We start from the raw sequence: 21600 nt of genomic DNA, 5'->3' as shown, positions 1-21600 counted from the left end.
ATCCTATTAAATAAGTAGAACAATGTCACTGTTGTGCGTATTAATTAGTACAACAGTGACACACAATTGAAATGCTTTAGAGTACAGACGCAGGTGCGTTAATATGCTCTAACTCATCTTTTAAGTGACTAATTTCAGTCTTAAAGAATGTGAAGCTCGTTGCTGATCGAATCGCAATAAAGCCTCTTTTATGATGAATTGCTTTAAGGAATTTTCCAATATCACTTTCTTTACCTTTTTCTTTACTCAATTCATCATTCATTTCTTTCTCAGACAATCCAGCCAATTTCTTTTTGTCTTCAATAGATAATTGTTGGAAGGTTGTTTCAATTGTCTGTATTTTCTTATGCGGATCAGAGGAGAAAAAACCTGCACGCTGTAAAATTCCATTATTCATTGTTTCTATAAACTGATTAATTTTCTCTAAGCGCTGAATTTCAGCAGCTATCTCTAATAAACCTATTTGATCGTTACAGTTAATTATTTTTTGTTTTATTTTACTTGTATCTGCTTTATTTAAGCGTAATCCACCCAGGGCTATAAGTAGATCCGGTTTTATATTATCAGCGGGTACTTCAACTGGTTGTTTTAGGGCATTTGCTTCTTTTAACTGGTTTCTTAGTTTAATTAATGATTCGTTGAGCAGAGCATTTTCTTGCACCAAAGTCTTCAACTGAACTTTAAGCTGAGTCATATCCTGTGGAGCCTCACTTACCGGTTCCTGGATTTTTTTCCCTTTTTCTACTCGCTCAAGTAATGACTCATATTCTCGTTGTAGAGAATCCAGCTTTGTTTGAAGCGGATTTATTTCGGGACTCTCTTCACTTGATGATTTTGCAGTTTGTTTCTCTTTAAGTTGTTGATTTAATTCATTATTTTCTAATTGTAATTCTTCTAATCGTTTTCTAAGCTGAAAAATTGTTTTTTCGTCTTCCTTTCCAGAGGCTAAAATCCTTAGCTCCTCTTTTTCCTTTTGAACACGCTGTAATTGAATCTTCAACTCTTCTAAAGCCGACCTGGTTTGTTGTAATTCATTTTTTTGCTGCTCAATAGTTTGTTTAGCTGCGGATTCGACTTTTTGAAGTCGGGTAAGTTCTATACCTTGTTGCTCAAGCTTTTGGGTCGCTTCATCAATTTGAAGCTTAAGATGCTCATATTCTTGTTGTAAGGTTTGTAGCTGGCTGTGAGACTCTTGTAAAGCATCTGTTTTTTGTTTTACGAGTTCGCTGGTTTTTTGTAGCTCTTCCTGAGTAGAAGCTAATTCTTTCCTCTTTTTCTCGAAACTGGCGTTCGATTGATCGCCATAAAGTTTGATAAGTTGAGTGAGTGTCATGGCTTGTATTGCCTTGGCATTTTCAGGATCTATTTTTATAAGAATCTCTCTAAAGTCACTAATATATTTATTTATTTTCTCTTGGTTTGCTTCTGGGAAACCAAGCGTTTTAAAGGTTTCACTGTGAACTTCTTCAAGTCTTCTGGCTTCTACTGCAAATTCTTTTTGTGTTTCATAGATTGCATTAGCTACTCCGAAGCATTTTTGACATTGACCTAATGATTGTTTTATTTGTTGAAGAGCTTTTTGCGCTTCTTCCGCTTTATTCTTTTTTAACGGTGAGCTTTTTTTCATTTTTAAAGCAATAATATTTTCCAGACTTTGCTCAATGGCTTTATGCATTGAGGTCCATTGCAAGTCAATCCCAGACGTTTGCGCTTGCCCTTTACCCGTTTTTTTTGCTTGAGCAATGGCTGCTTTTTCCTCTTCAGGTAAGACTCTAAAAGGAGTTCGCATGAAGTCAGCCAAATTTAGGATTGAGTCAAGAAGCTCATGTACTTTATCTTCATACTTTCCCTTGAACATCTCCTTCTGCTCTTCAGCAGAAATACCTTTAAAAATAAACATTTTTAATATTGCTTTATGTTTTTGGGAAGGAGTCCCCTCGATACTCGCAAAAAATTGTTCAGGTGTGAACGCTTCGTGAATTAATGGTTTAACAAAAGCATGTACTACGGCGATTTGCTCATTATCTAACTCAACAATTGGCTTATCATTATGTTTTATTCCTAAACGTAAATAAGCGCCTAACAACGCAGATGCATCAATTGCTGGTTTGTCTTGCTGGTGAATATGGAGTCGTTGAGGTCCTAGTAGACTTATAAAATTAGCAATGTTATCCATTATCTTTAGATATTGAGGGCTGTCTTTGCCCTTATTAGTTGCTTCTTTTAAGAAGATAAAAAGATTAAAAAGAAGTCTACCCATTAAATCAGGTTCACCATGGGTCCACTGCGATAATTCTTTGAGTTTTAAACTGGTAGGCATAATAAATAACAACCTTAAGTGAAGTTCATCTATGTCAGGGGATGATAGTGTATAATATAATCAAATTGATTACAAAATATATTTTTAACTGGAAATTGAACCATAATGGAAGCTTGGACAATGTTTAAAATGGTAATTTAGAAAAATAATTTATAATCAGTTTGTTATTTTGATTTTTGAAGTTGCACAAATACAATAAAAGTTATTATTGTTTTTGACGCTTATCAAAAATTGAAAATTTGCTTCATGTATAAAAATTCACTCTTTAATTTTAAATTGTTGTGTAGAACTGTCGATTTTTATCCAAATTTAGTATAAAGTAGCGCACAAAAAGAGAATGGGATAGTGCGGCTTATGTTCAGAAAATTAAGGGGTGTGTTCTCCAATGATTTATCGATTGATTTGGGAACAGCTAATACATTGATTTATGTGAGAGACAAAGGGATTGTTCTAAATGAACCCTCTGTAGTTGCTTTGCGTAATGAGTCAGGGCAAAAACGTGTTGCGGCTGTAGGTCTTGAAGCGAAGCGAATGTTGGGAAGAACCCCAGGAAACATCAACGCCATAAGACCGATGAAAGATGGGGTCATCGCTGACTTTTTTGTTACTGAAAAAATGTTGCAACATTTTATTCATAAAGTTCATGAAAATAAATTCCTACGTCCAAGTCCACGAGTTTTGGTTTGTGTTCCCTGTGGTTCGACGCAAGTTGAACGTCGTGCGATTCGCGAATCTGCAATGGGAGCGGGTGCCCGTGAAGTATTCCTTATTGAAGAACCTATGGCAGCTGCTTTAGGCTCGGGAATGCCCGTGGAAGAAGCCAGTGGCTCTATGGTTGTGGATATAGGTGGCGGTACAACAGAAGTTGCAATTATTTCCTTAAGTGGGATTGTTTATCACCAATCTGTTCGTATCGGTGGTGATAAGTTTGATGATGCGATTGTATCTTATGTACGCCGAAACTACGGAACACTTATTGGTGAAACTACCGCAGAGCGTATCAAACATGAAATTGGCTCAGCATTCCCAAGTCGTGATTTATTTGAAATAGAAGTTCGTGGAAGAAACCTCGCTGAAGGGGTTCCCCGTAGTTTCATTCTCACTAGTGCTGAAATTTTAGAAGCACTTCAAGAGCCTTTATCAGGTATTGTTGGGGCAGTGAGAGCTGCTTTAGAATTAGCTCCACCTGAATTGGCAGCAGACATTGCTGAGCGGGGTATGGTTTTAACCGGAGGCGGTGCGCTATTGAAAAACATAGATACTTTGCTAATGGAAGAAACTGGTTTACCTGTATTAATTGCTGAAGATCCGCTGACCTGTGTTGCACGTGGTGGTGGTAAAGCTTTAGAAACCATGGATTTGCGCGGCGGTGATTTCCTCTCAACAGAATAATACGCATAACAGATTGTTTAGTAGACGCGGGTACAGTTCTTTAGGATTTGTGCTCGCTCTTGTCTTTTCTGTTTTTTTAATGTTCTCTGATTATCATTACCGTTATTTAGATAGTGTGCGTAGTGGTTTTTCCTTTGTCGTTGCACCTTTGCAATATGCAGTTGATTACCCTGTACGCGTCATTGGCTGGGTACAGTCGCTGGTTAGTGCGAAAAAAGCGTTAATCGCAGAAAATATGCAATTGCGCTATCAGCAAACCATGCTGGAAGCAGAATTACAAAAGTTAATCATCATTCAAAAAGAAAATTCTCAATTAAAAGAGTTGCTCCAAACTTCCTCTAAAGCCGATATGAGTGCAATGGCTGCACAAATTCTTGCTGTTGATACCAGTAATTCACGTCAAGTAGTTATTTTAAATAAGGGAAAACGGGATGGTGCCTATGTGGGGCAGCCTGTTTTGGATGCCAAAGGAGTTATGGGGCAAATTGTTGATGTGGGTCCTATAACCAGTACGGTCTTACTTATTTCTGACTCTAAGAGTGCTGTCCCAGTACGTAATAATCGCACGGGAGAACGTGCGATTCTTGTTGGAACTAATGACATAGAGAAATTATCTTTAATTAATTTACCCAAAACTTCATCGATTCATCCGGGTGATGTATTGGTTACTTCGGGTTTGGATAGGCATTATCCAGAAGGATATCCTGTAGGGCGTGTGGAAGAGGTGAATAGCATTCCTGGTGAAGATTTTGTTAAGGTTAAAGTAGAACCCGTTGCCCTACTTAATCGTAATCGGTTGGTATTGCTGATTTGGCAAGATGTAGAGCAAGAGCAATTAAATACGCAAATTAATGAGCGTTTAAATGCTAAGGAGACTATGTGATGAGAAATCTTCGCGTACGCTTATGCTTGGGATTTATTATAGCTCTTCTTTTATCCATTTTACCTATGCCTGAATTAATCTCAGATTTTAGACCGCCTTGGGTTTTATTACTCGTGCTTTACATAGAATATTTTTTACCGGGCAACTTTAGGCTAACTACCTTATTGTTTGTGGGATTATTATTGGATGTCCTATTGGCAACAGTAATTGGAGAGCATTCATTTGCCTTGCTTTTGGTTACCTGGATTGCTTCCAGCAAATCAAGACGGTTTCAATTTTTTTCTATGATGCAGCAAATATTTTTAGTTGGATTTTTTTGTCTTTTATACCAATCGATTATCTCTTTAATTACTGCTCTTCTGGGTTTCAACTATAGTTTGTTTATGCCTGTAGCGAGTGCTTTGGTTGGTATGTTTATCTGGCCATGGATACGCTTGCTTGGCGAAGATACATTGTTAAAACGTCTGGTTTATCGTTAAGGGATCATCCTTCGTTACACGTTCCAATTCACTTTAAGTTTTACATGACTTATAACAAAACCCACGTACTGCGGCTTGGCCGCGGGATCCAGGGATTGAGGCATTTATCTCGCTTTTTTCCTGGATCCCGCGGACAAGTCGGAGCACGTAGGCTCAGTGGCTGTCCAGGAAAACTTAAGGTGAATTGGAAGCGTTACACTCGTGATGAGGGTTGGTTATTTGAATTGATGATGTATTATTCTGTATTCACCAGGTTGTAAGTTTTCTAAGCTCCAGCTACCAATTCTATGACGGACTAACCTTAAGGTAGGGAACCCAATTGCGGCAGTCATTCTCCGAACCTGATGATTTTTCCCTTCTCTTAAAGTAATTTCCAACCAGCTGGTAGGAATATTTTTCCGGAAGCGAATAGGGGGGGTACGTGGCCATAATTGAGGCTCCTCAATAAGTTTGACTTCAGCAGGCAAAAAGCTAATGTCTTTGAGCACTAAACCCTTTTTCAGGGGAGCTAAATCAATTTCATTAGGAATACCCTCAACCTGAACCCAATAATACTTTCTTTTATTGAATTTAGGATGAGTTAACTGATGTTGCAGAGCTCCATGATTCGTTAATAATAATAGGCCCTCGCTGTTTTTATCCAATCGTCCTGCTGCGTAAAAATCAGGTTTATTGATAAAAGCAGCTAAGGTATGCTCCTGAGCATCCCCTGAGAATTGGCTAACGACACCATAAGGTTTATTGAAGAGTATAATCTCTGGCATTAAATATGATATAAAAAGGAGTTTCGAATATGCCTATAGTAGGGGCTTTCCATATTATGGGCAATTCAATTCATTGTTTTTGTAGGTTAATTCTTATACAATAACGCAAAAATTATACTTTATGGTGAAAATTGTTCATGAAATACACAATCTTAGTTTCTCTCTTTTTTTGTCAATGTACCTATGCGATGAATCATGTTGTAATGGTTGGTGATGAAAAAGTAGAGATTAAACAGATTGTCGGTAGAGGAAAGACTTTTATACACTTGCATCATAATGAACAAACTGCTTTAAAAGCAGCTCAGGCGGTGATCCAGAAAGATGGAGGGAGCCTTATTGCACTCGTACACTCCGGCGGTCGAAATGTAGTCTTTCATTTAAATAACCAACGTTATGAGTTTGATCCAAATCGAATTTTTACAGATAATGGAATCAAAAAAACGCTTTCACAGTTCGGTCGATATAATCCTCAGGCGCATCAAGAAGTAAATAAGTTGGCTAGTAAAATCAAGCAGTTATTGCCAAAAGGGAAGATAGTAGCTGTACATAATAATTCAACTTATTCACTTAAAGATTATTTACCAGGAAACACATTGGAAAAAGATGCACAGGCAATCCATATGATTCCTGAAAATTATTTCCGTAATTTTTATTTAGTCACCAAAATTAATGATTTTCTCCGTTTGAAAAGCAAAGGTTATAATGGAATTTTACAAAAACCTTCTGCCACAGATGATGGATCATTGTCTATTTATTTGTCAAAAAATGATTATATCAACGTTGAAGCAGGATATGATCAACTTGTTGAACAGATCAAAATGTTGCAACATGCATAGTAAACATTCAAGCATGCTAATTAAATAGAAATGGTACTTGGGATTCCAAGTTATCACATGCTATCATTGCCTTTTCTCTAATTTTACGGAGTTGTCAATGACATACGATAAAATCAAAGTGCCTTCACATGGTGAGGCTATAACAGTTGCTGCTGATCTGTCACTTCGTGTACCAAATAATCCCATTATCCCTTTTATTGAAGGAGATGGTATTGGTGTGGATGTAACCCCACCTATGATTCGTGTTGTTGATGCTGCTGTTGCAAAAGCATATGGTGATAAGAGAAAAATTGCCTGGATGGAAGTTTATGCAGGAGAAAAAGCGACTAAAGTTTATGGGGCTGATCAATGGTTACCTAAAGAAACTTTAGATGCGATGAAAAAGTATGTTGTTTCGATTAAAGGCCCCCTGACAACTCCAGTTGGAGGCGGAATTCGTTCACTCAACGTCGCTATTCGTCAAGAAATGGACCTTTATACTTGTTTGCGACCCATTCGTTATTTTGAGGGCGTCCCAAGTCCACTCAAAGAGCCTGAGAAAACCGATATGGTTATTTTTAGAGAAAACTCTGAGGACATTTACGCGGGTATTGAATGGAAGGCGGATTCCCCAGAAGCTAAGAAAGTGATTGAATTCTTAATGAAGGATATGGGTGTTAAAAAAATCCGTTTTCCTGAGCATTGTGGCATAGGTATTAAACCTGTTTCTAAAGAAGGAACTACACGTTTAGTAAGAGCCGCAATCCAATACGCAATTGATAATGACCGCCAAACAGTTACTTTGGTTCATAAAGGCAATATTATGAAATTCACCGAAGGAGCGTTCAAAGATTGGGGCTATCAAGTTGCACGCGATGTTTTTGGTGCTAAAGAATATGAAGGTGGTCCTTGGATGGAATTCAAGAATCCAAAAACAGGTAAGCAAATTATTATAAATGATGTAATTGCTGATGCATTCTTGCAACAAATTCTTTTAAGACCGGAAGATTATAGCGTAATTGCTACGCTAAATTTAAATGGGGATTATATTTCCGATGCTTTAGCTGCTCAAGTAGGTGGTATTGGTATTGCTCCAGGTGCAAATATAAGTGATGACGTTGCTGTATTTGAAGCAACCCATGGAACGGCACCAAAATATGCGGGCAAGAATAAAGTAAACCCTGGGTCAATTATCCTGTCTGCTGAAATGATGTTACGTCACATGGGATGGAATGAGGCTGCTGATTTAATTATCAAAGGCATGCAAGGTGCCATCGCAGCTAAAACAGTCACCTATGATTTTGAGCGTGGTATGAGCGGTGCAACTTTGGTCAGTAGCTCTGGTTTTGGAGAGGAAATAATTAAAAATATGTAAATCGTATGGATGAAATCTAGCCTCAGTGAAATCCAATACAAGCAAGGATAGTTATCCAGTTTTGTATTTTCACTAGGGCTACTTTCCTACCAACTATAATTATACCTTTAATGAATGTTAACTAATCAATATGTTTTTGAATATTTCAAAGACTAATTTTTTCATTAAAAATAGATGATTTTACTGGCCAAAAGTGCGTAAGGAGTCTATAAAAATAGTATAGAGGTTGTATGTTATGAGCGGGCAAAATCTAGAGGAAATTGTTAGGCAAAAAGTCGCTGAACCGGAGCTGAGCACGGAAATCAGAGTGCCTAGAAAGTACAAAGTAGTATTGCTCAATGATGATTATACACCTATGGATTTTGTAGTGGAGGTACTGAAGCATTTTTTTCACCTAAGTGAAGAACTTGCTGTTCAGGTGATGTTACAGGTTCATATTCAAGGAAAAGGCGTGTGTGGGGTATTTACACGAGATATAGCAGAAACAAAAGTAGCACTGGTAAATGAATACGCCAGAATGAATCAGCACCCATTGCTATCCAGCATGGAACCCGAGTAATTTGCTGTGGGCTGAAGAGGAGCAACGACAATGTTAAATAAAGAACTTGAATTCACCTTGAATTTAGCTTTCAAGGAAGCAAAAGAGAAGCGTCATGAATTTATGACCGTGGAGCATTTGTTGTTGTCATTGCTTGATAATCCAGCGGCTGGAAGTGTATTGCAAGCATGTGATGCAAATATTGAAGCATTACGTCGCGATTTAATTGAATTCATAGATGAAACGACCCCTAGAATTCCTGAAGATGAATTAGATAGGGAAACTCAACCTACACTTGGTTTTCAACGCGTGTTACAACGTGCAGTATTTCATGTTCAATCTGCTGGAAAAACCGAAGTAACCGGGGCTAATGTTTTAGCGGCAATTTTTAGCGAACAAGAAAGCCAGGCAGTTTATTTCTTACGCCGTGAAAACATTACGCGACTTGACGTAATTAATTATATTTCTCATGGTGTTTCTAAGTATCAAAACAATGATATGCATGAAAACATGAATTCTATGGAAGATGATATGAATTCATCAGAGGGAAATGAGTCACCTCTGGAAAGCTATTGTACCAACCTCAACAGACGTGCAAAACAAGGAAAAATTGACCCTTTGATTGGACGTCATGAAGAAGTACAACGCACCATTCAAGTATTATGTCGACGCAGGAAAAACAATCCTTTGCTGGTGGGTGAAGCTGGAGTGGGTAAAACTGCAATTGCAGAAGGACTGGCCCGACGTATTGTAGATGGTGAAATACCTGATGCCATCCGTGATTGTATTGTTTATTCACTTGATTTAGGTGCTTTGCTTGCTGGGACCAAATATCGTGGTGATTTTGAAAAACGATTAAAAGCAGTGTTAAAACAATTAGGTCAACAGGATGGAGCAGTACTATTTATTGATGAAATTCACACAATTATTGGTGCTGGAGCCGCATCTGGTGGTGTTATGGATGCCTCTAATTTAATTAAACCTCTGTTGGCAAACGGAGAGCTAAAATGTATAGGTTCTACAACTTACCAGGAATACCGAGGTATTTTTGAGAAAGATAGAGCTTTAGCAAGACGTTTCCAAAAAATTGATATTCCTGAACCTACAGTCGATGAAACATTTGAAATATTGAAAGGATTAAAAGGACGATTAGAAGAACACCATGGTGTGAAATTTACTATTCCTGCACTGAAAGCTGCTGCTGAATTATCTGCAAAATACATTAATGATCGATTTTTACCTGATAAAGCGATCGATGTGGTTGATGAGGCAGGTGCCTATCAGAATTTATTAACGGCAAGCAAACGCAAGAAAATTATTAGCGTGACTGAAATTGAGAGCGTAGTTGCGAAAATTGCACGTATACCTATCAAGAAAGTATCTGCCCGTGATAAAGATACTTTACGGAATTTAGAACGTGATTTAAAGCTCTTAGTCTATGGACAAGATCAGGCGATCACTGCATTAGCTTCTGCAATTAAATTAGGTCGTTCTGGACTTAGAGATCCTCAAAAACCAGTTGGTTGTTTCTTATTCGCTGGACCAACAGGTGTTGGAAAAACAGAAGTAACCAGACAATTGGCTAATGTTTTAGGCATAGAGTTGTTACGTTTCGATATGTCTGAATATATGGAAAAACATACAGTGTCCCGTTTAATTGGTGCTCCTCCGGGATATGTTGGCTATGATCAAGGTGGTTTGTTGACTGAAGCAGTTACCAAAAATCCTCATGCAGTACTGTTGCTTGATGAAATAGAAAAAGCCCATCCAGATGTATTTAATTTGCTGTTGCAAATTATGGATCATGGTACCTTAACCGATACTAATGGTCGTCAAGCTGATTTTAGACATATTATTCTGGTAATGACCTCTAATGCAGGGGCAGGAGAGATGGTACGGAACTCTATTGGATTTTCACAACAAGATAATAGCAATGACGGGCTTGAAGTGATTAAAAAACAATTTAGCCCTGAGTTCAGAAACAGACTCGATGCAATTATTAATTTTGCTCCATTGGATGCTGTGACCATTGGTTTAGTGGTTGATAAGTTCATTATGGAGTTGGATGAGCAATTAAGTCATAAAGGTGTTACCTTTAACGTCGATAAAATGGCTCGTGAGTGGCTTATTGAGCACGGCTATGACAAGGTGATGGGCGCTCGACCAATGGCTCGATTGATTCAAGAAAATGTAAAAAAACCACTTGCGGACGAACTTTTATTCGGTAAGTTGATGCATGGTGGTCACGTCACCTTAAAAGTTAAAGACGGAAAGCTGCATTTTGTTAGTCATGATCATAGAGAGGGTGTTTTTTAAATGACATTGACTGTAACAATAATAACTAAAAATGAAGAGAGAAATATTAGAAGATGTCTTGAATCCGTACGATTTGCTGATGAAGTAATCGTACTGGATTCTGGAAGTACTGATAACACAGTAGCCATTGCCAAAGAATACACCGAGCATGTTTTCTCCACAGACTGGCCAGGTTATGGTGCTCAAAAACAAAGAGCATTATCAAAAGCTACAGGGGATTGGGTGTTAAATCTTGATGCTGATGAATCCGTCAGTGAGGAGTTGCAGCAAGAAATCAAGGCGGCCATGTCATCCAATTCAGCCGATGCTTTTAGAATTGCAATTCAAATGTATTTCTATAATCAACCCTTAAAATATTCTTCTAGCCCCAAGCGTCACATTCGTCTTTTTAAACGTGCAAACGCCTATTTTAGTAATGATATTGTGCATGAAAAAATAGTACTTCCAGAGGGTACACGAATTGGTAAAATCAAAAATGTCATTATGCACCATTCATTTAAAGATGTAAGTCATGTTTTGTATAAGATGAATAAATATTCATCTTATAGCGCGAAAACATACATCTTAAATAAGAGAAAATCCAGTTTCATTAAAACTGTGGCAAGTACAGCATGGATGTTTTTCAGATGTTATATCTTGCAACGTGGATTTTTAGATGGCAGAATAGGTTTTTTATTTGCAGTGTTTAATGCACAAGGTACTTTTTATCGTGGTATTAAACAATTGTATCAAGACAGCAATATAGACCAATTGCCAAAAAGCACAGAGGAATTAATTTGAGACTGAGCTTGTTAGAAGAAAAAAATAATATACTAATACCAACGCTTCTTGTCCTATTAGCTTTTTTTATCCCTATAAGTGTCAGTATTAAGTCAATTTTAGTGGTAATTTGCTTAGTGGCCCTCGTGCTTGCTCCTTACTACAGACAATATATGCATTATGCTTTTAATACATTATGGGCCCGTGCCGCCATTGGTTTATTTCTTTTTGTTATAATCGCGTGTTTGTGGTCTGAAGCACCGTACTCCTTACAATATAATGTTATTGATAAATATTCTAAGTTAATTTTCCTGCCTGTATTTGCTGTAGGCTTTATTAAACCACAGACCAGAATTTGGGTTTTAAATAGTTATATATTAACGATGATCGTGACTTGTATTCTTTCGGTGTTGAAGGTTAGACATTTAATAACGTTTCATTCCACAGATCCTGCAGATGTATTTTACAATCATATTATTACTGGGTTTATGGTTGCCTTAGGTGTTTATTTTGCCGTAATTTTAGCATTACGACCGAATATAAATAAGTGGTTGCGGATTTTCTATATTTTTATGGTTGTTTTAGGAACATATCACACATTTTTTCTTAATCCTGGAAGAACTGGCTACATTATCTATGGTGTTTTAATGTCTTTATTGATTGTGCAAAAATTGCCTCTTAAAAAAGCTTTAATAGGGATGGTAGCATTTATAGGCGCAATTAGTTTGGCTTATACTCTAAGTCCCGTAATGCAAAACGGGGTTCATTTAATGATGCATGATATTCAGCTCCTGAAACATCATCAAGCAGATACTTCTTTAGGTTTTAGAATACAGTTTCATCAATATGCTCAATCTTTATTTGAAAGAAATCCACTTATAGGGGTAGGCACAGGAGGTTTCCAATATAACTTTGCCAAAGAACAGCCTATTCCTGCCTGGGGAAAGAAGCTTAATGAACCTCATGGTCAATATTGGTTGACTCTTGCGGAACTGGGGTTAATAGGGATTGCTCTTTTTCTTTTTTTTATAGGCACGTTGTTTATTACTGCCTTCAAGCTTAAAGAAATGAAACCCTTTCTTTTGGGATTATTGGTTTCTTTTTGTGTGCTATCTTTCTCAGATACTATATTTTGTTATTCTACGATAGGTTATTTGTTAATTCTTTTCAGCGCATTGTGCTTTGGGGAACTCATTGAAAAACATCAAGAGGCAGTAGTCCAAAAAGTATGAGTTAAGAATACGCACCAACACGAACTCTAAATGTTGCTTGGGTGCAGTGAAGCGAAATCCTGGTCAATGATTTTCCCAAGCTCTATTTCGTTGCACTCAGGCATACATGTGTATGCGGGTACGTTTTTAAATATCTAACAATTGTACTGGCCAGAGATGATAAAAATGATGGACCGGTCCATTACCTAAACCCACACAATGATCCTTTGCAGCCTGAATGGCATTGAATAAATAACTTTTTGCGATACCGCATGCCGGAATCATGTCGATTTTTTGGGCAAGACAGGCCGTTATCGCTGCCGAAAGAGTGCATCCAGTTCCGTGAGTATTTTTAGAATTAATTCTCGGGCTTGCAAACCAATGAGTGTCTCCATTTGCTCCTATTAATAAATCATTCGATTCTTGTGAGTGGAGAAGATGTCCACCTTTGAGTAAAACATATTTAGGGCCAAACTCAAGCAGCTGTTGAGCAACATACATCATTTCCTTTTCAGACGATGCATGTGTTCCTGTAAAAGTAGATGCTTCTGGAAGGTTGGGGGTAATCAACGTGGCAAGTGGCATAAGGTTTGTTATCAGGGAATCCACAGCCTCGGGTAATAATAAAGGATCACCACTTTTAGCAACAGTTACAGGATCAACCACGATGGGAATATCTACTGCTTTTTTTTTAAGGAATGAGGAAACTAACTCAATGATTTCATTATTGAAGAGCATCCCTATCTTTATGCTGTCTGGTTTAATGTCATCAAAAATAGCATTTAGCTGATCTTCTATAGCTTGCAATGGAATAGTGTAGCACCGTTTTACGCCACAGGTATTCTGTACGGGCAGTGCTGTAAGCACAGTCATTCCATAGCAACCTAAAGCAGAAAATGTTTTTAAGTCAGCTTGAATTCCAGCTCCACCTGAGCCATCGAATCCTGCTATAGATAAGGCTTTATATTGCATAACTATGCTCCGCTACGACTTTTGACATTGAACTCCAATCTGGTTCGAACAGATTATTAATAAATACTTCTTTGAATGTTGCAGGAGTTTTGACACGATCATGCGCCAATTGTCCACATAAGCCGAAGTAGGCCGTTGCTTGAATTGCAGCATGATAATGATTGGCGTGACAAGCAACAAAGGCACTAAGAACAGCGGTCATTGTGCAACCCATTCCTGTGATCAGTGGCATGAGGTTAGAACCAAATGGCAGTAAATTTTCATCCACTCCATTAGTTATAAAATCTTCAGGCCCGCTGATTACAACTGTTTTATGGGATTGTGCTAGTATATGTGCACTATTGATTGCTTTGGTTACAGGATCTGAGCTTTCAACTCCTTTAGTGCTGCCGTTTGCACCAGCTAATGAAATGATTTCACTCGCATTTCCTCTGATGACTTGAGCATAAGGAAATAACTCCATTGCGGCAGCAGTTCGAAGTTTGCTTGCTCCTGCGCCAACAGGATCCATAATAAGTGGTTTACCTATGGAGTTTGCAATATTTGCTGCCAATCGAGCTCTATCCATAAATGCATCATTCAAAGTACCTATATTAATATATACTGCCTGACTTAAATGGATCAGCTCTTCAATTTCATCTACAGATTCAGACATGAGTGGTGCAGCACCCAAAGCCAAAAGGCTATTTGCCATAAAATCCATAGTTACGTAATTAGTGAGGCAAAGTATTAAGGGTTTTTGTTGTTTTAATAAGGTAAGGGTGGATTGTATTTGGTTAAGCATATGTGTTCCTGGCAAGCGATACTTCGCAGCGTGAGAATAAGCCGCGAAGTATATATCTGAAACCTACCAAGCTGCAATTTTCTCTTCTGGTCGTAAAGAACACTCTTCAGAAATTGAGCCATCATTACATACAACGAATCCAGTTACGCTGTAGGTTGAAACAACGCCGCCTTTCCATAAGCAGCAACCACGAAATAATTGTAAATCCATCACAGCGTGTGGTGTGCAATAACATGCAGAATAAAAACCATTTCTACAAACAAGACGGCCGGCAGATGAATCACAATAGCTCACTCCTCCCATTTGACTACAACAACCGGAAATATATTGGGATTGGGCGTATGCTGGTGAAATAAGAAGACTTAATATACCGATACATAAAAGAGTTTTAAGTGACTGCATCTTGATTTCTCGAATTATTTTTTTCTTTTTAGGATAGCATAGGGTCTGTTTAAATTTCTACTATCTTAGCCAGGCTGTCCTGATTTTTTGCGCTTCAGAACTCGAAAAGGAGGCATTTAGGCGCAAATGAGTAGAACAACTCAATATTTTAAAAACTATTAGTTGGAACTTGAATTGTTTGTAGAACATTAGGATAAAGCACAAATAAATAACTTGTAGCTAAACCGGCTAATAGACCAAATAAATGTGCTTCCCAGGACACTCCTTTATCTCTAGGAAAAATACCAAAAAAAATACCTGCAAAATAATAGAGACTAATGATCCCAAGGATTATTGTCGTTATTGTGCCAGTTTGATAGATATTACTAACTAAAAACCCCCAATATCCAGTGATTAGTCCGCTAGCACCTATATGTATACCAGGTTTAGCGAAGCACCATATCGCAATTCCGCTTAAAACAGTAATCAGTATGGTAACAACAAGAAAGTAGTTAAGTCCATTAATTAAAATGAAATTACTTAAAACGAGCAAGGGAATCGAGTTAAAAAATATATGGTTGAAATTTGAGTGCAAAAGCGGGGCAAATAGAATACCAGGTAAGCCACGAAGATGCCTTGGAATAATGCCCAGGAATAAGATTTTTTTGTAGACTTGGCTCACAAAGAAAAAAAGCCAGGGAATCAACAAAATAATCTCTAGAATGGGAATATTATTTTTTGTTTGGCTTAAAATCCAATAAAGACTATTGTTTAATTCTTCAAGCATTTTCTACTCATTTATTTGGGTGATTTCGCAGGTTAAATTACCTTGTGCCAAGCGTATATCGATTGTCTCGCCAATCGTTACTTGTTGGCTCGAAAACAATACTTTATTTTCTTTCGTTGCAATAGCATATCCTCTATCCAGTGTAGCCAAGGGGCTGACTGCATGCAAGGTAGATAATTGGGTTCTTAAGTGATATTGAAGTTGATTGATCTTATTCTGTATGTTCTGGATTAATTGGGTTGATATTTTTTCTAAAAGAACCTGTGTTTGTTTGATTTGTGTTTTGGGATTTTGGACATTCAAATGATTAATGCACAGATGGAGTTGATGTGTTTTTTGCTTGATGATGGAGCGCATGCAAGTAATCAATTGTCGTTCTAGGTAGTCAGTGGTTTGCCAATGACTGGCAATTGCTTTTTGTGGTGACGATATTTTATCGATTAAGTGATGCAATCTAATTTGGTATTTTTGCAAAAATCGGTGCATTGCTTCCGACAAACGAGAGATGGAATGATTTAATAATTTAAACAACTCATTACAGTCGGGTGTTACTGCTGTAGCTGCGGCGGTAGGTGTTTCTGCTCTGTAATCCGCTACAAAATCGGCAATTGTAAAATCTGTTTCATGGCCCACGCCAGATACAATAGGTACTGAGCTATTTGCAATAATTCGTGCCAATTGCTCATCATTAAATGCCCATAGGTCTTCAATGCTTCCGCCTCCGCGTGCAAGCAAAAGCACATCACATCGTTTTTCTGCATCCGCACGTTTTAATGCGTTGATCAGTTGTTGTGCTGCGCCAGCACCTTGAACTTCACTTGGATAGATGAAGACCTCAGCTAATGGGAAACGTCGCGCTAGAGTGGATAATATATCGCGAATCGCAGCCCCTGTTGTTGAAGTGATAATCCCAATTGTGCGAGGCATGGCAGGAATGGGTCGTTTTTTTATTGCATCAAATAAACCCTCAGCTGCAAGTTTGTTTTTTAATTCTTCAAAACGTTGGTAAAGGGCTCCTAAGCCCGCTTCAGTAATTTGTTCTACGATTAATTGATAATCACCTCGTGCTTCATACAGACTTAATCTTCCACTAGCAACTATATGTTGGCCATCACATAATTTGTTTGCAAGTCCATTGGCGTGGCGATTTTTAAAGTAAACAGCACGAATTTGGGCATGATGATCTTTTAATGTAAAATAAAAATGTCCAGATCCGGGTTTACTCAAATTAGAGATTTCCCCTTCAACATGAACTGTACCCAGTTCGTTTTCTAGATAAGATTTAACGTGTCGGTTAAGTTGGCTGACAGTAAGAATTGCATTTCTTTTTTCCACGATCAATTTGTACATGCTCCTTAAAATGATAAACAAGATAAACTAAATATGGTTCGCAGAGTAACAAAATTAATAACTTACATATAGTAATGAAAGAATTTAACTTCATTTCAACCGATCTTGGCAAACCTTCTAAGAATAAGCTATGATCCTCGCTTTAAAAATTAAGAATAAAAATAAAATGAACTCATTTCAAAATAGAAAATTTAGTGTTTTCAGCTCATTTTTGTTTTTACTTATTACCATAAGTATGACGGGCTGTGTCGACTTATCAGGAGGTAGAGCTTCTGAGAAGAGACCAATACCTAAAATCGCTCAATCTGTGTTTCATAAATCCGAAACTCAAAAGAATGGGAAAACAACATCGAAGACAGTGAAAGTGAGTAAGTCACAACCTTATCATGGTGAAGTACATACTATGCTTGGGGGGCTTGGACTTTTTAGTACTGGAATGAGAACGCTAAGCGATAGTGTTATTGAAGAGTACAACGTCCCAGCTCCTAGCGATATGTGGTACAACGCAGGCAATGTAACACGTTCAATAGCTACCTATTATCAAAAACATCAACAGCACAGACCTATTATTTTAGTAGGACATTCTTTAGGTGCTAATGAACAAATCAAAGTTGCTCGTAATCTGGATAGAATGGGTATTCCTGTGGATTTATTGGTCACTGTGGATGCTGTATCACAGACAATTGTGCCACCAAATGTGAAGCATGCGATGAATTTTTATAAGCCTGGTTATGTTCCTATGTTTAGCGGTTTAAAGCTTAGAGCAGTAAATTCAGAGCAAACACGTATTGACAACATTAACGTGACTACGTTAAAAGGCATCGCAGTGAATCATTTCACTATTGATAAAGATCCCGTTGTACAAGCAATGATAATGGAAGAAGTAAAAAAGGTGTTGAGTAATGCAAATCAAGCAAAAGGGTAAAGAAAATTGTTCTCGTGTCTGCATAATTGGAGCCGGTCCAAGCGGTCTTGCTGCAATTAAAAATTTGCAAGAAGAGGGTGTAACCGATATCACGGTATTTGAAAAAAATAATCAAATTGGTGGTAACTGGGTGTATGATGAACGAAATGATCATTCCAGTGTATATGAAACGACTCATATTATTAGTTCAAAACGTTGGTCTGAATTCGAAGATTTTCCTATGCCAGCGCATTATCCTGATTATCCATCGCATACCTTAGTTTTAGATTATTTTAAGAGCTATGCGGATCATTTTGATTTAACTAAATACATTCGTTTTAACACGACTGTATTAAAAGTAGAACATAGTGATCACGGCCAATGGAAAGTTATTTTTGAAAATGAACAAGGTACTCATGAAGAGTTTTTTGATTATCTGTTAGTCGCTAATGGCCATCATTGGGATCCATGCATGCCAGAATATCCAGGTGAATTCTCTGGCCAGCTGCTTCATTCACATCAATATAAGAAAGCTTCTGTTTTTAAAGATCAACGTGTTTTGGTTGTAGGTGGTGGTAATTCTGCTTGTGATATTGCTGTAGAGGTTGCACGTGTTGCTTCGCAAATGTGTATCAGTATGCGTAGAGGGTATCATATTTTCCCTAAATTTGTATTTGGTAAACCAACCGATGATGCTGTAGCAAAAATTAGATGGATGCCTTCCTGGTTAAGACAGAAGTTTTTGAGTTTTTGTGCTCGGCTCTTGCAGGGAAGATACGCTAAATATAAATTAATGAAACCGGATTGTGGTCCTTTAGAAATTCATCCAACCATTAATACAGAGTTACTCTATTTTATTCGTCATGGGGAAGTGTTCCCTCGCCCAGGAATTACGCATTTCGAAGGAAAACGCGTCTATTTCACAGATGGTGAGTCTGAAGAATTTGATACGGTAATTTTTGCTACAGGTTATAAAATAAGTTTCCCTTTCCTCGATAAGGGAATTGCTGACTTTAGTAATTCAACTAAGATACCACTCTATCGGAAAATGATGCACCCAGACTACGATAATCTCTATTTTATCGGCTTGTGCCAGCCCCAAGGGTGTATTTGGCCGCTCGCGGATTATCAGTCAAAAATTGCGGCGCGCATTATTATGGGTACTTTAAAGCGACCGGATAAATTGCTTGAAAAAACACTTCAAGAAATGAATAAACCTCATTATCGATTTAAATCCCATACTCGGCATGCTGTAGAAGTGGATTATCATAAGTTTCGTCGTGAGTTATTGGATATGTTAGAAGCTTAATTGCGTCATCCCGGGTGAAGGCAAAGCGTTACCCGGGAAATCTATACTATGAAAATAATTGATCAAAATTTTCCTTCTGAAATTAAGTTAACTGATCTTGATAAAGAGATCTATGAAGAATTTTTGAAAATTTATCAAGATCTGAAAGTCTCTTCTGAGACCGCAGTAATTTTTGCTAACATTAGTTTTTTATTATCGAGTAAACAAATATTAGACTATTTGTTACGCCATCTTGAAGATGCTCTAAAAACCACCTTAAATCAAAAAAAATTATCGATAACTCCAAGGCGAAAATACTCTCAGATTAGCCATATTGGATTATCTTGGCCCTTACCCGAAGAAAAAACTGATGCGCGAGCCAACGATACAGGCCATGTTGTCAATGACACTTTGACTACTGAGGAGCAAAAACACAAAATAAACAGTGGTGGAGTGCCCACACTGTTAGGTTTTCTTCCTAACTCGTTGGCAAATGAGTTGGTGGAAAAACATATTTTGTGGAATGAAGATCCAAGAATAGCGCCACTCTTCTATCATGGTAAATTTACCCACAGGATTCAGTTTTATCTTATTATGAAGGCAATCGACCTTGGGTATATCAAATTCAATTCAGAAATAAAATCAGTTGTTGATATCTTAAATGTTCTAATTAATAACAAAAATAGTGTAGGAAACACTTTTTGGAATATACTGCTAGATAGTGTTGTTGTTCTTAGAAACTATGAACACATCCCTAATACCCCTAATCCTGCACCGCTTACATCGCGTGGTTTCCAACCTCAACTCTCTCTAATGAACGAATATCAAAATAAATATGTTTTTGGTATGGACCCCTATTTTTTACATTCTTATTTGCTATCTCATAATGTAGATCAGCATCCTATTTTATCTGAATGTTTAACAAGGCTTTTTTGTAAAACGGCGCTTGAAATCCAACAAATTGAAAAAGAATTAGGATATCAAGTTTATATTGATCGGCCATGGCCTCCCTCCCAAGCACCTAAACTCGTTCCAATTAAAGATTATTCTATTTCTGAGGTATTGAGCCGAATAGAGAAAGTATTTTACATTAACGGTGCTCATGTTATTACACCAGCAAATGTTTTAAGCCATCGAGAGGCCAAAAAAAAATCTATTCCACATGATATCAAAACTAAACTGAGTAATTTTTCAGGGGCATTTTGGAAGTCTGAGGATGAAAAGTTTTCTCTAGATTCTGGTGTGAATCAAGCAGGAATTGTTGAATACAGATAAGCTTAACAAATATTGCTATTTAATGAGGCAAGGTATTGGGCCTAGGGTTTAATTCTTTTTCAAGAGCTTTGCATTTAAACAGTCAATCTTCTTTAAAGAAAGAAGATTGACTGTTTAATACATTAGGAGGATGTGAAAGGCAACTTTTTTAGATAAGCTGACAGAATGATTAATTCCTGGATTCCTGCCGTTTAATTAATGCACCCATTAACTTTTCAATATTAGTTACATGCGGATTTTCTTGGAGAATCATAGCCTTAGTTCGTTCATCACAATATCCTTTTACTTCTTTATCCGGGAAAATATAGAACTTCTTCTCATTCACTTCATGTACAATATGTTCTGCAATATCCATAGCAGGGCGTGAATGTGATAAAAGAGATTTTAATGCTTCATGTAAAGAAGAACCTGCATTTGCTGTATGAGATAAAAGAGATGTGTCTGTAAAGGACGGAAAAACAACAGAAACATCTACGGGTTTTTTCATACGCACCAGATCAAAATATAATGATTCCGATAAAGCAAGTACCGCATGTTTTGACATGGAGTAACAGGCTGTTTGTGAACCGGTACATAATGCATATAGGCTCGCTATATTGATGATATGCGAATGAAAAGCTTGCTGAAATAAGTAAGGGGTAAAAGCCTGAATCATATGAATCATTCCATATAAGTTCACATCCATTACTCGCTGAATATGTTCTGGGTGCAAATCCCAAATAGGCTCTAATGGGCCTATAATCCCTGCATTATTGTAGATCCAATCAATACGACCTAACTTATTTTCAACCTGTTGTGCCAATTGTGCCACTTCATTAGCTTGTGTTACATCACAAGAAATTGCCAAAATCCGTTCTGGGAAGAGGGGTAATAGTCGTTCGGTTTCTTGTTTGAGTTTAATACCATCTTTATCTACCATAACTACAGTATGGCCTTGTTGTAGATTGACTTGGCTTAATGCTAAGCCAATTCCATTTGCAGCACCGGTGATTACAGCTACTTTCATT

20 protein-coding genes are annotated in these 21600 nt (G+C 37.5%); 12 read left to right on the top strand and 8 right to left on the bottom strand.

What is annotated here, in order from left to right:
* Positions 1–76 precede the first annotated feature (76 nt).
* Positions 77–2320 carry a coiled-coil domain-containing protein gene (locus ACWTEW_RS27225; RefSeq protein ID WP_454781215.1) on the bottom strand — a complete coding sequence of 748 codons (2244 nt, stop codon included), beginning with the start codon at positions 2318–2320 and terminating at the stop codon, positions 77–79.
* A gap of 354 nt (positions 2321–2674) precedes the next feature.
* Between ACWTEW_RS27225 and ACWTEW_RS27220 the strand changes: the two genes are divergently transcribed.
* The 3 genes from ACWTEW_RS27220 to mreD are packed head-to-tail and all read left to right on the top strand — an operon-like array spanning position 2675 to position 5074.
* Complete coding sequence (locus ACWTEW_RS27220) at positions 2675–3712, top strand: rod shape-determining protein (protein ID WP_003636696.1); 1038 nt, start codon at positions 2675–2677, stop codon at positions 3710–3712.
* The gene (gene mreC, locus ACWTEW_RS27215; RefSeq protein ID WP_454781214.1) at positions 3690–4595 is read left to right on the top strand and encodes a rod shape-determining protein MreC; all 906 of its coding nucleotides are present in this window, start codon (positions 3690–3692) and stop codon (positions 4593–4595) included. The genes ACWTEW_RS27220 and mreC overlap by 23 nt, the downstream gene beginning before the upstream one ends.
* Positions 4595–5074: a rod shape-determining protein MreD gene (mreD, locus tag ACWTEW_RS27210; protein ID WP_454781213.1), complete on the top strand. Its 480-nt coding sequence runs from the start codon at positions 4595–4597 to the stop codon at positions 5072–5074. The genes mreC and mreD overlap by 1 nt, the downstream gene beginning before the upstream one ends.
* A 215-nt stretch (positions 5075–5289) precedes the next feature.
* On the opposite strand, the gene ACWTEW_RS27205 is transcribed toward mreD, so the two are convergent.
* Positions 5290–5838 (bottom strand): pseudouridine synthase, encoded by a 549-nt coding sequence (locus ACWTEW_RS27205; protein WP_454781212.1) that lies wholly within the window; start codon positions 5836–5838, stop codon positions 5290–5292.
* Between the two features lie 188 nt (positions 5839–6026).
* Between ACWTEW_RS27205 and ACWTEW_RS27200 the strand changes: the two genes are divergently transcribed.
* The 6 genes from ACWTEW_RS27200 to ACWTEW_RS27175 all read left to right on the top strand — a co-directional run bounded on the left by ACWTEW_RS27200 (position 6027) and on the right by ACWTEW_RS27175 (position 12873).
* Positions 6027–6674 (top strand): protein tyrosine phosphatase, encoded by a 648-nt coding sequence (locus tag ACWTEW_RS27200; protein WP_454781211.1) that lies wholly within the window; start codon positions 6027–6029, stop codon positions 6672–6674.
* 97 nt (positions 6675–6771) lie between these two features.
* Positions 6772–8028, top strand: a complete 1257-nt coding sequence (gene icd, locus ACWTEW_RS27195) for an NADP-dependent isocitrate dehydrogenase (RefSeq protein WP_454781210.1) — start codon at positions 6772–6774, stop codon at positions 8026–8028.
* Between the two features lie 235 nt (positions 8029–8263).
* Complete coding sequence (clpS, locus tag ACWTEW_RS27190) at positions 8264–8587, top strand: ATP-dependent Clp protease adapter ClpS (RefSeq protein ID WP_454781209.1); 324 nt, start codon at positions 8264–8266, stop codon at positions 8585–8587.
* Positions 8588–8617: 30 nt separating this feature from the next.
* A complete protein-coding gene (clpA, locus tag ACWTEW_RS27185) occupies positions 8618–10882 on the top strand; it encodes an ATP-dependent Clp protease ATP-binding subunit ClpA (RefSeq protein ID WP_454781208.1) in 2265 nt (754 codons plus the stop codon).
* Positions 10883–11662 carry a glycosyltransferase family 2 protein gene (locus ACWTEW_RS27180; protein ID WP_454781207.1) on the top strand — a complete coding sequence of 260 codons (780 nt, stop codon included), beginning with the start codon at positions 10883–10885 and terminating at the stop codon, positions 11660–11662. It begins immediately after the preceding gene.
* Positions 11659–12873 carry an O-antigen ligase family protein gene (locus tag ACWTEW_RS27175; RefSeq protein WP_454781206.1) on the top strand — a complete coding sequence of 405 codons (1215 nt, stop codon included), beginning with the start codon at positions 11659–11661 and terminating at the stop codon, positions 12871–12873. The genes ACWTEW_RS27180 and ACWTEW_RS27175 overlap by 4 nt, the downstream gene beginning before the upstream one ends.
* A gap of 126 nt (positions 12874–12999) precedes the next feature.
* On the opposite strand, the gene thiD is transcribed toward ACWTEW_RS27175, so the two are convergent.
* From thiD to xseA, 5 genes are all read right to left on the bottom strand, one after another.
* Positions 13000–13824 (bottom strand): bifunctional hydroxymethylpyrimidine kinase/phosphomethylpyrimidine kinase, encoded by an 825-nt coding sequence (gene thiD, locus ACWTEW_RS27170; RefSeq protein WP_454781205.1) that lies wholly within the window; start codon positions 13822–13824, stop codon positions 13000–13002.
* A complete protein-coding gene (gene thiM / locus ACWTEW_RS27165; RefSeq protein ID WP_454781204.1) occupies positions 13814–14608 on the bottom strand; it encodes a hydroxyethylthiazole kinase in 795 nt (264 codons plus the stop codon). Before thiM ends, thiD begins: the two co-directional genes overlap by 11 nt.
* A gap of 63 nt (positions 14609–14671) precedes the next feature.
* The gene (locus ACWTEW_RS27160) at positions 14672–15010 is read right to left on the bottom strand and encodes a neurogenic locus notch (protein ID WP_454781203.1); all 339 of its coding nucleotides are present in this window, start codon (positions 15008–15010) and stop codon (positions 14672–14674) included.
* Between the two features lie 148 nt (positions 15011–15158).
* Positions 15159–15776, bottom strand: coding sequence for a rhomboid family intramembrane serine protease (locus tag ACWTEW_RS27155; RefSeq protein WP_454781202.1), 618 nt, complete (start codon positions 15774–15776; stop codon positions 15159–15161).
* A 3-nt stretch (positions 15777–15779) separates the two neighbouring features.
* On the bottom strand, positions 15780–17126 hold the full coding sequence (gene xseA, locus ACWTEW_RS27150) for an exodeoxyribonuclease VII large subunit (protein ID WP_454781201.1): 1347 nt from the start codon (positions 17124–17126) through the stop codon (positions 15780–15782).
* 166 nt (positions 17127–17292) lie between these two features.
* Between xseA and ACWTEW_RS27145 the strand changes: the two genes are divergently transcribed.
* Genes ACWTEW_RS27145 through ACWTEW_RS27135 form a run of 3 tightly spaced genes read left to right on the top strand, consistent with a single transcriptional unit; the run spans position 17293 to position 20593 of the window.
* Positions 17293–18051: a thioesterase domain-containing protein gene (locus ACWTEW_RS27145; protein ID WP_454781200.1), complete on the top strand. Its 759-nt coding sequence runs from the start codon at positions 17293–17295 to the stop codon at positions 18049–18051.
* Complete coding sequence (locus ACWTEW_RS27140) at positions 18029–19339, top strand: flavin-containing monooxygenase (protein ID WP_454781199.1); 1311 nt, start codon at positions 18029–18031, stop codon at positions 19337–19339. Before ACWTEW_RS27145 ends, ACWTEW_RS27140 begins: the two co-directional genes overlap by 23 nt.
* Positions 19340–19387: 48 nt before the next feature.
* Positions 19388–20593 carry a LirA/MavJ family T4SS effector gene (locus tag ACWTEW_RS27135; protein WP_454781198.1) on the top strand — a complete coding sequence of 402 codons (1206 nt, stop codon included), beginning with the start codon at positions 19388–19390 and terminating at the stop codon, positions 20591–20593.
* Positions 20594–20762: 169 nt separating this feature from the next.
* On the opposite strand, the gene ACWTEW_RS27130 is transcribed toward ACWTEW_RS27135, so the two are convergent.
* Positions 20763–21599, bottom strand: a complete 837-nt coding sequence (locus ACWTEW_RS27130) for an SDR family NAD(P)-dependent oxidoreductase (protein ID WP_454781197.1) — start codon at positions 21597–21599, stop codon at positions 20763–20765.
* Position 21600: the final 1 nt, after the last annotated feature.

Source organism: Legionella stuttgartensis, from assembly GCF_977063405.2.
The sequence above is the reverse complement of the archived record's forward strand: the minus strand, read 5'-3'. Positions and strand labels throughout refer to the sequence as shown.

Bases quoted from the DNA above. Each gene is read 5' to 3' on its own strand.
- ACWTEW_RS27225 (WP_454781215.1), bottom strand. From the start codon at position 2,320: ATGCCTACCAGTTTAAAACTCAAAGAATTATCGCAGTGGACCCATGGT.
- ACWTEW_RS27220 (WP_003636696.1), top strand. From the start codon at position 2,675: ATGTTCAGAAAATTAAGGGGTGTGTTCTCCAATGATTTATCGATTGAT.
- mreD (WP_454781213.1), top strand. From the start codon at position 4,595: ATGAGAAATCTTCGCGTACGCTTATGCTTGGGATTTATTATAGCTCTT.
- ACWTEW_RS27205 (WP_454781212.1), bottom strand. From the start codon at position 5,838: ATGCCAGAGATTATACTCTTCAATAAACCTTATGGTGTCGTTAGCCAA.
- ACWTEW_RS27200 (WP_454781211.1), top strand. From the start codon at position 6,027: ATGAATCATGTTGTAATGGTTGGTGATGAAAAAGTAGAGATTAAACAG.
- icd (WP_454781210.1), top strand. From the start codon at position 6,772: ATGACATACGATAAAATCAAAGTGCCTTCACATGGTGAGGCTATAACA.
- clpS (WP_454781209.1), top strand. From the start codon at position 8,264: ATGAGCGGGCAAAATCTAGAGGAAATTGTTAGGCAAAAAGTCGCTGAA.
- clpA (WP_454781208.1), top strand. From the start codon at position 8,618: ATGTTAAATAAAGAACTTGAATTCACCTTGAATTTAGCTTTCAAGGAA.
- ACWTEW_RS27180 (WP_454781207.1), top strand. From the start codon at position 10,883: ATGACATTGACTGTAACAATAATAACTAAAAATGAAGAGAGAAATATT.
- thiD (WP_454781205.1), bottom strand. From the start codon at position 13,824: ATGCAATATAAAGCCTTATCTATAGCAGGATTCGATGGCTCAGGTGGA.
- thiM (WP_454781204.1), bottom strand. From the start codon at position 14,608: ATGCTTAACCAAATACAATCCACCCTTACCTTATTAAAACAACAAAAA.
- ACWTEW_RS27160 (WP_454781203.1), bottom strand. From the start codon at position 15,010: ATGCAGTCACTTAAAACTCTTTTATGTATCGGTATATTAAGTCTTCTT.
- ACWTEW_RS27155 (WP_454781202.1), bottom strand. From the start codon at position 15,776: ATGCTTGAAGAATTAAACAATAGTCTTTATTGGATTTTAAGCCAAACA.
- xseA (WP_454781201.1), bottom strand. From the start codon at position 17,126: ATGTACAAATTGATCGTGGAAAAAAGAAATGCAATTCTTACTGTCAGC.
- ACWTEW_RS27145 (WP_454781200.1), top strand. From the start codon at position 17,293: ATGAACTCATTTCAAAATAGAAAATTTAGTGTTTTCAGCTCATTTTTG.
- ACWTEW_RS27140 (WP_454781199.1), top strand. From the start codon at position 18,029: ATGCAAATCAAGCAAAAGGGTAAAGAAAATTGTTCTCGTGTCTGCATA.
- ACWTEW_RS27135 (WP_454781198.1), top strand. From the start codon at position 19,388: ATGAAAATAATTGATCAAAATTTTCCTTCTGAAATTAAGTTAACTGAT.
- ACWTEW_RS27130 (WP_454781197.1), bottom strand. From the start codon at position 21,599: ATGAAAGTAGCTGTAATCACCGGTGCTGCAAATGGAATTGGCTTAGCA.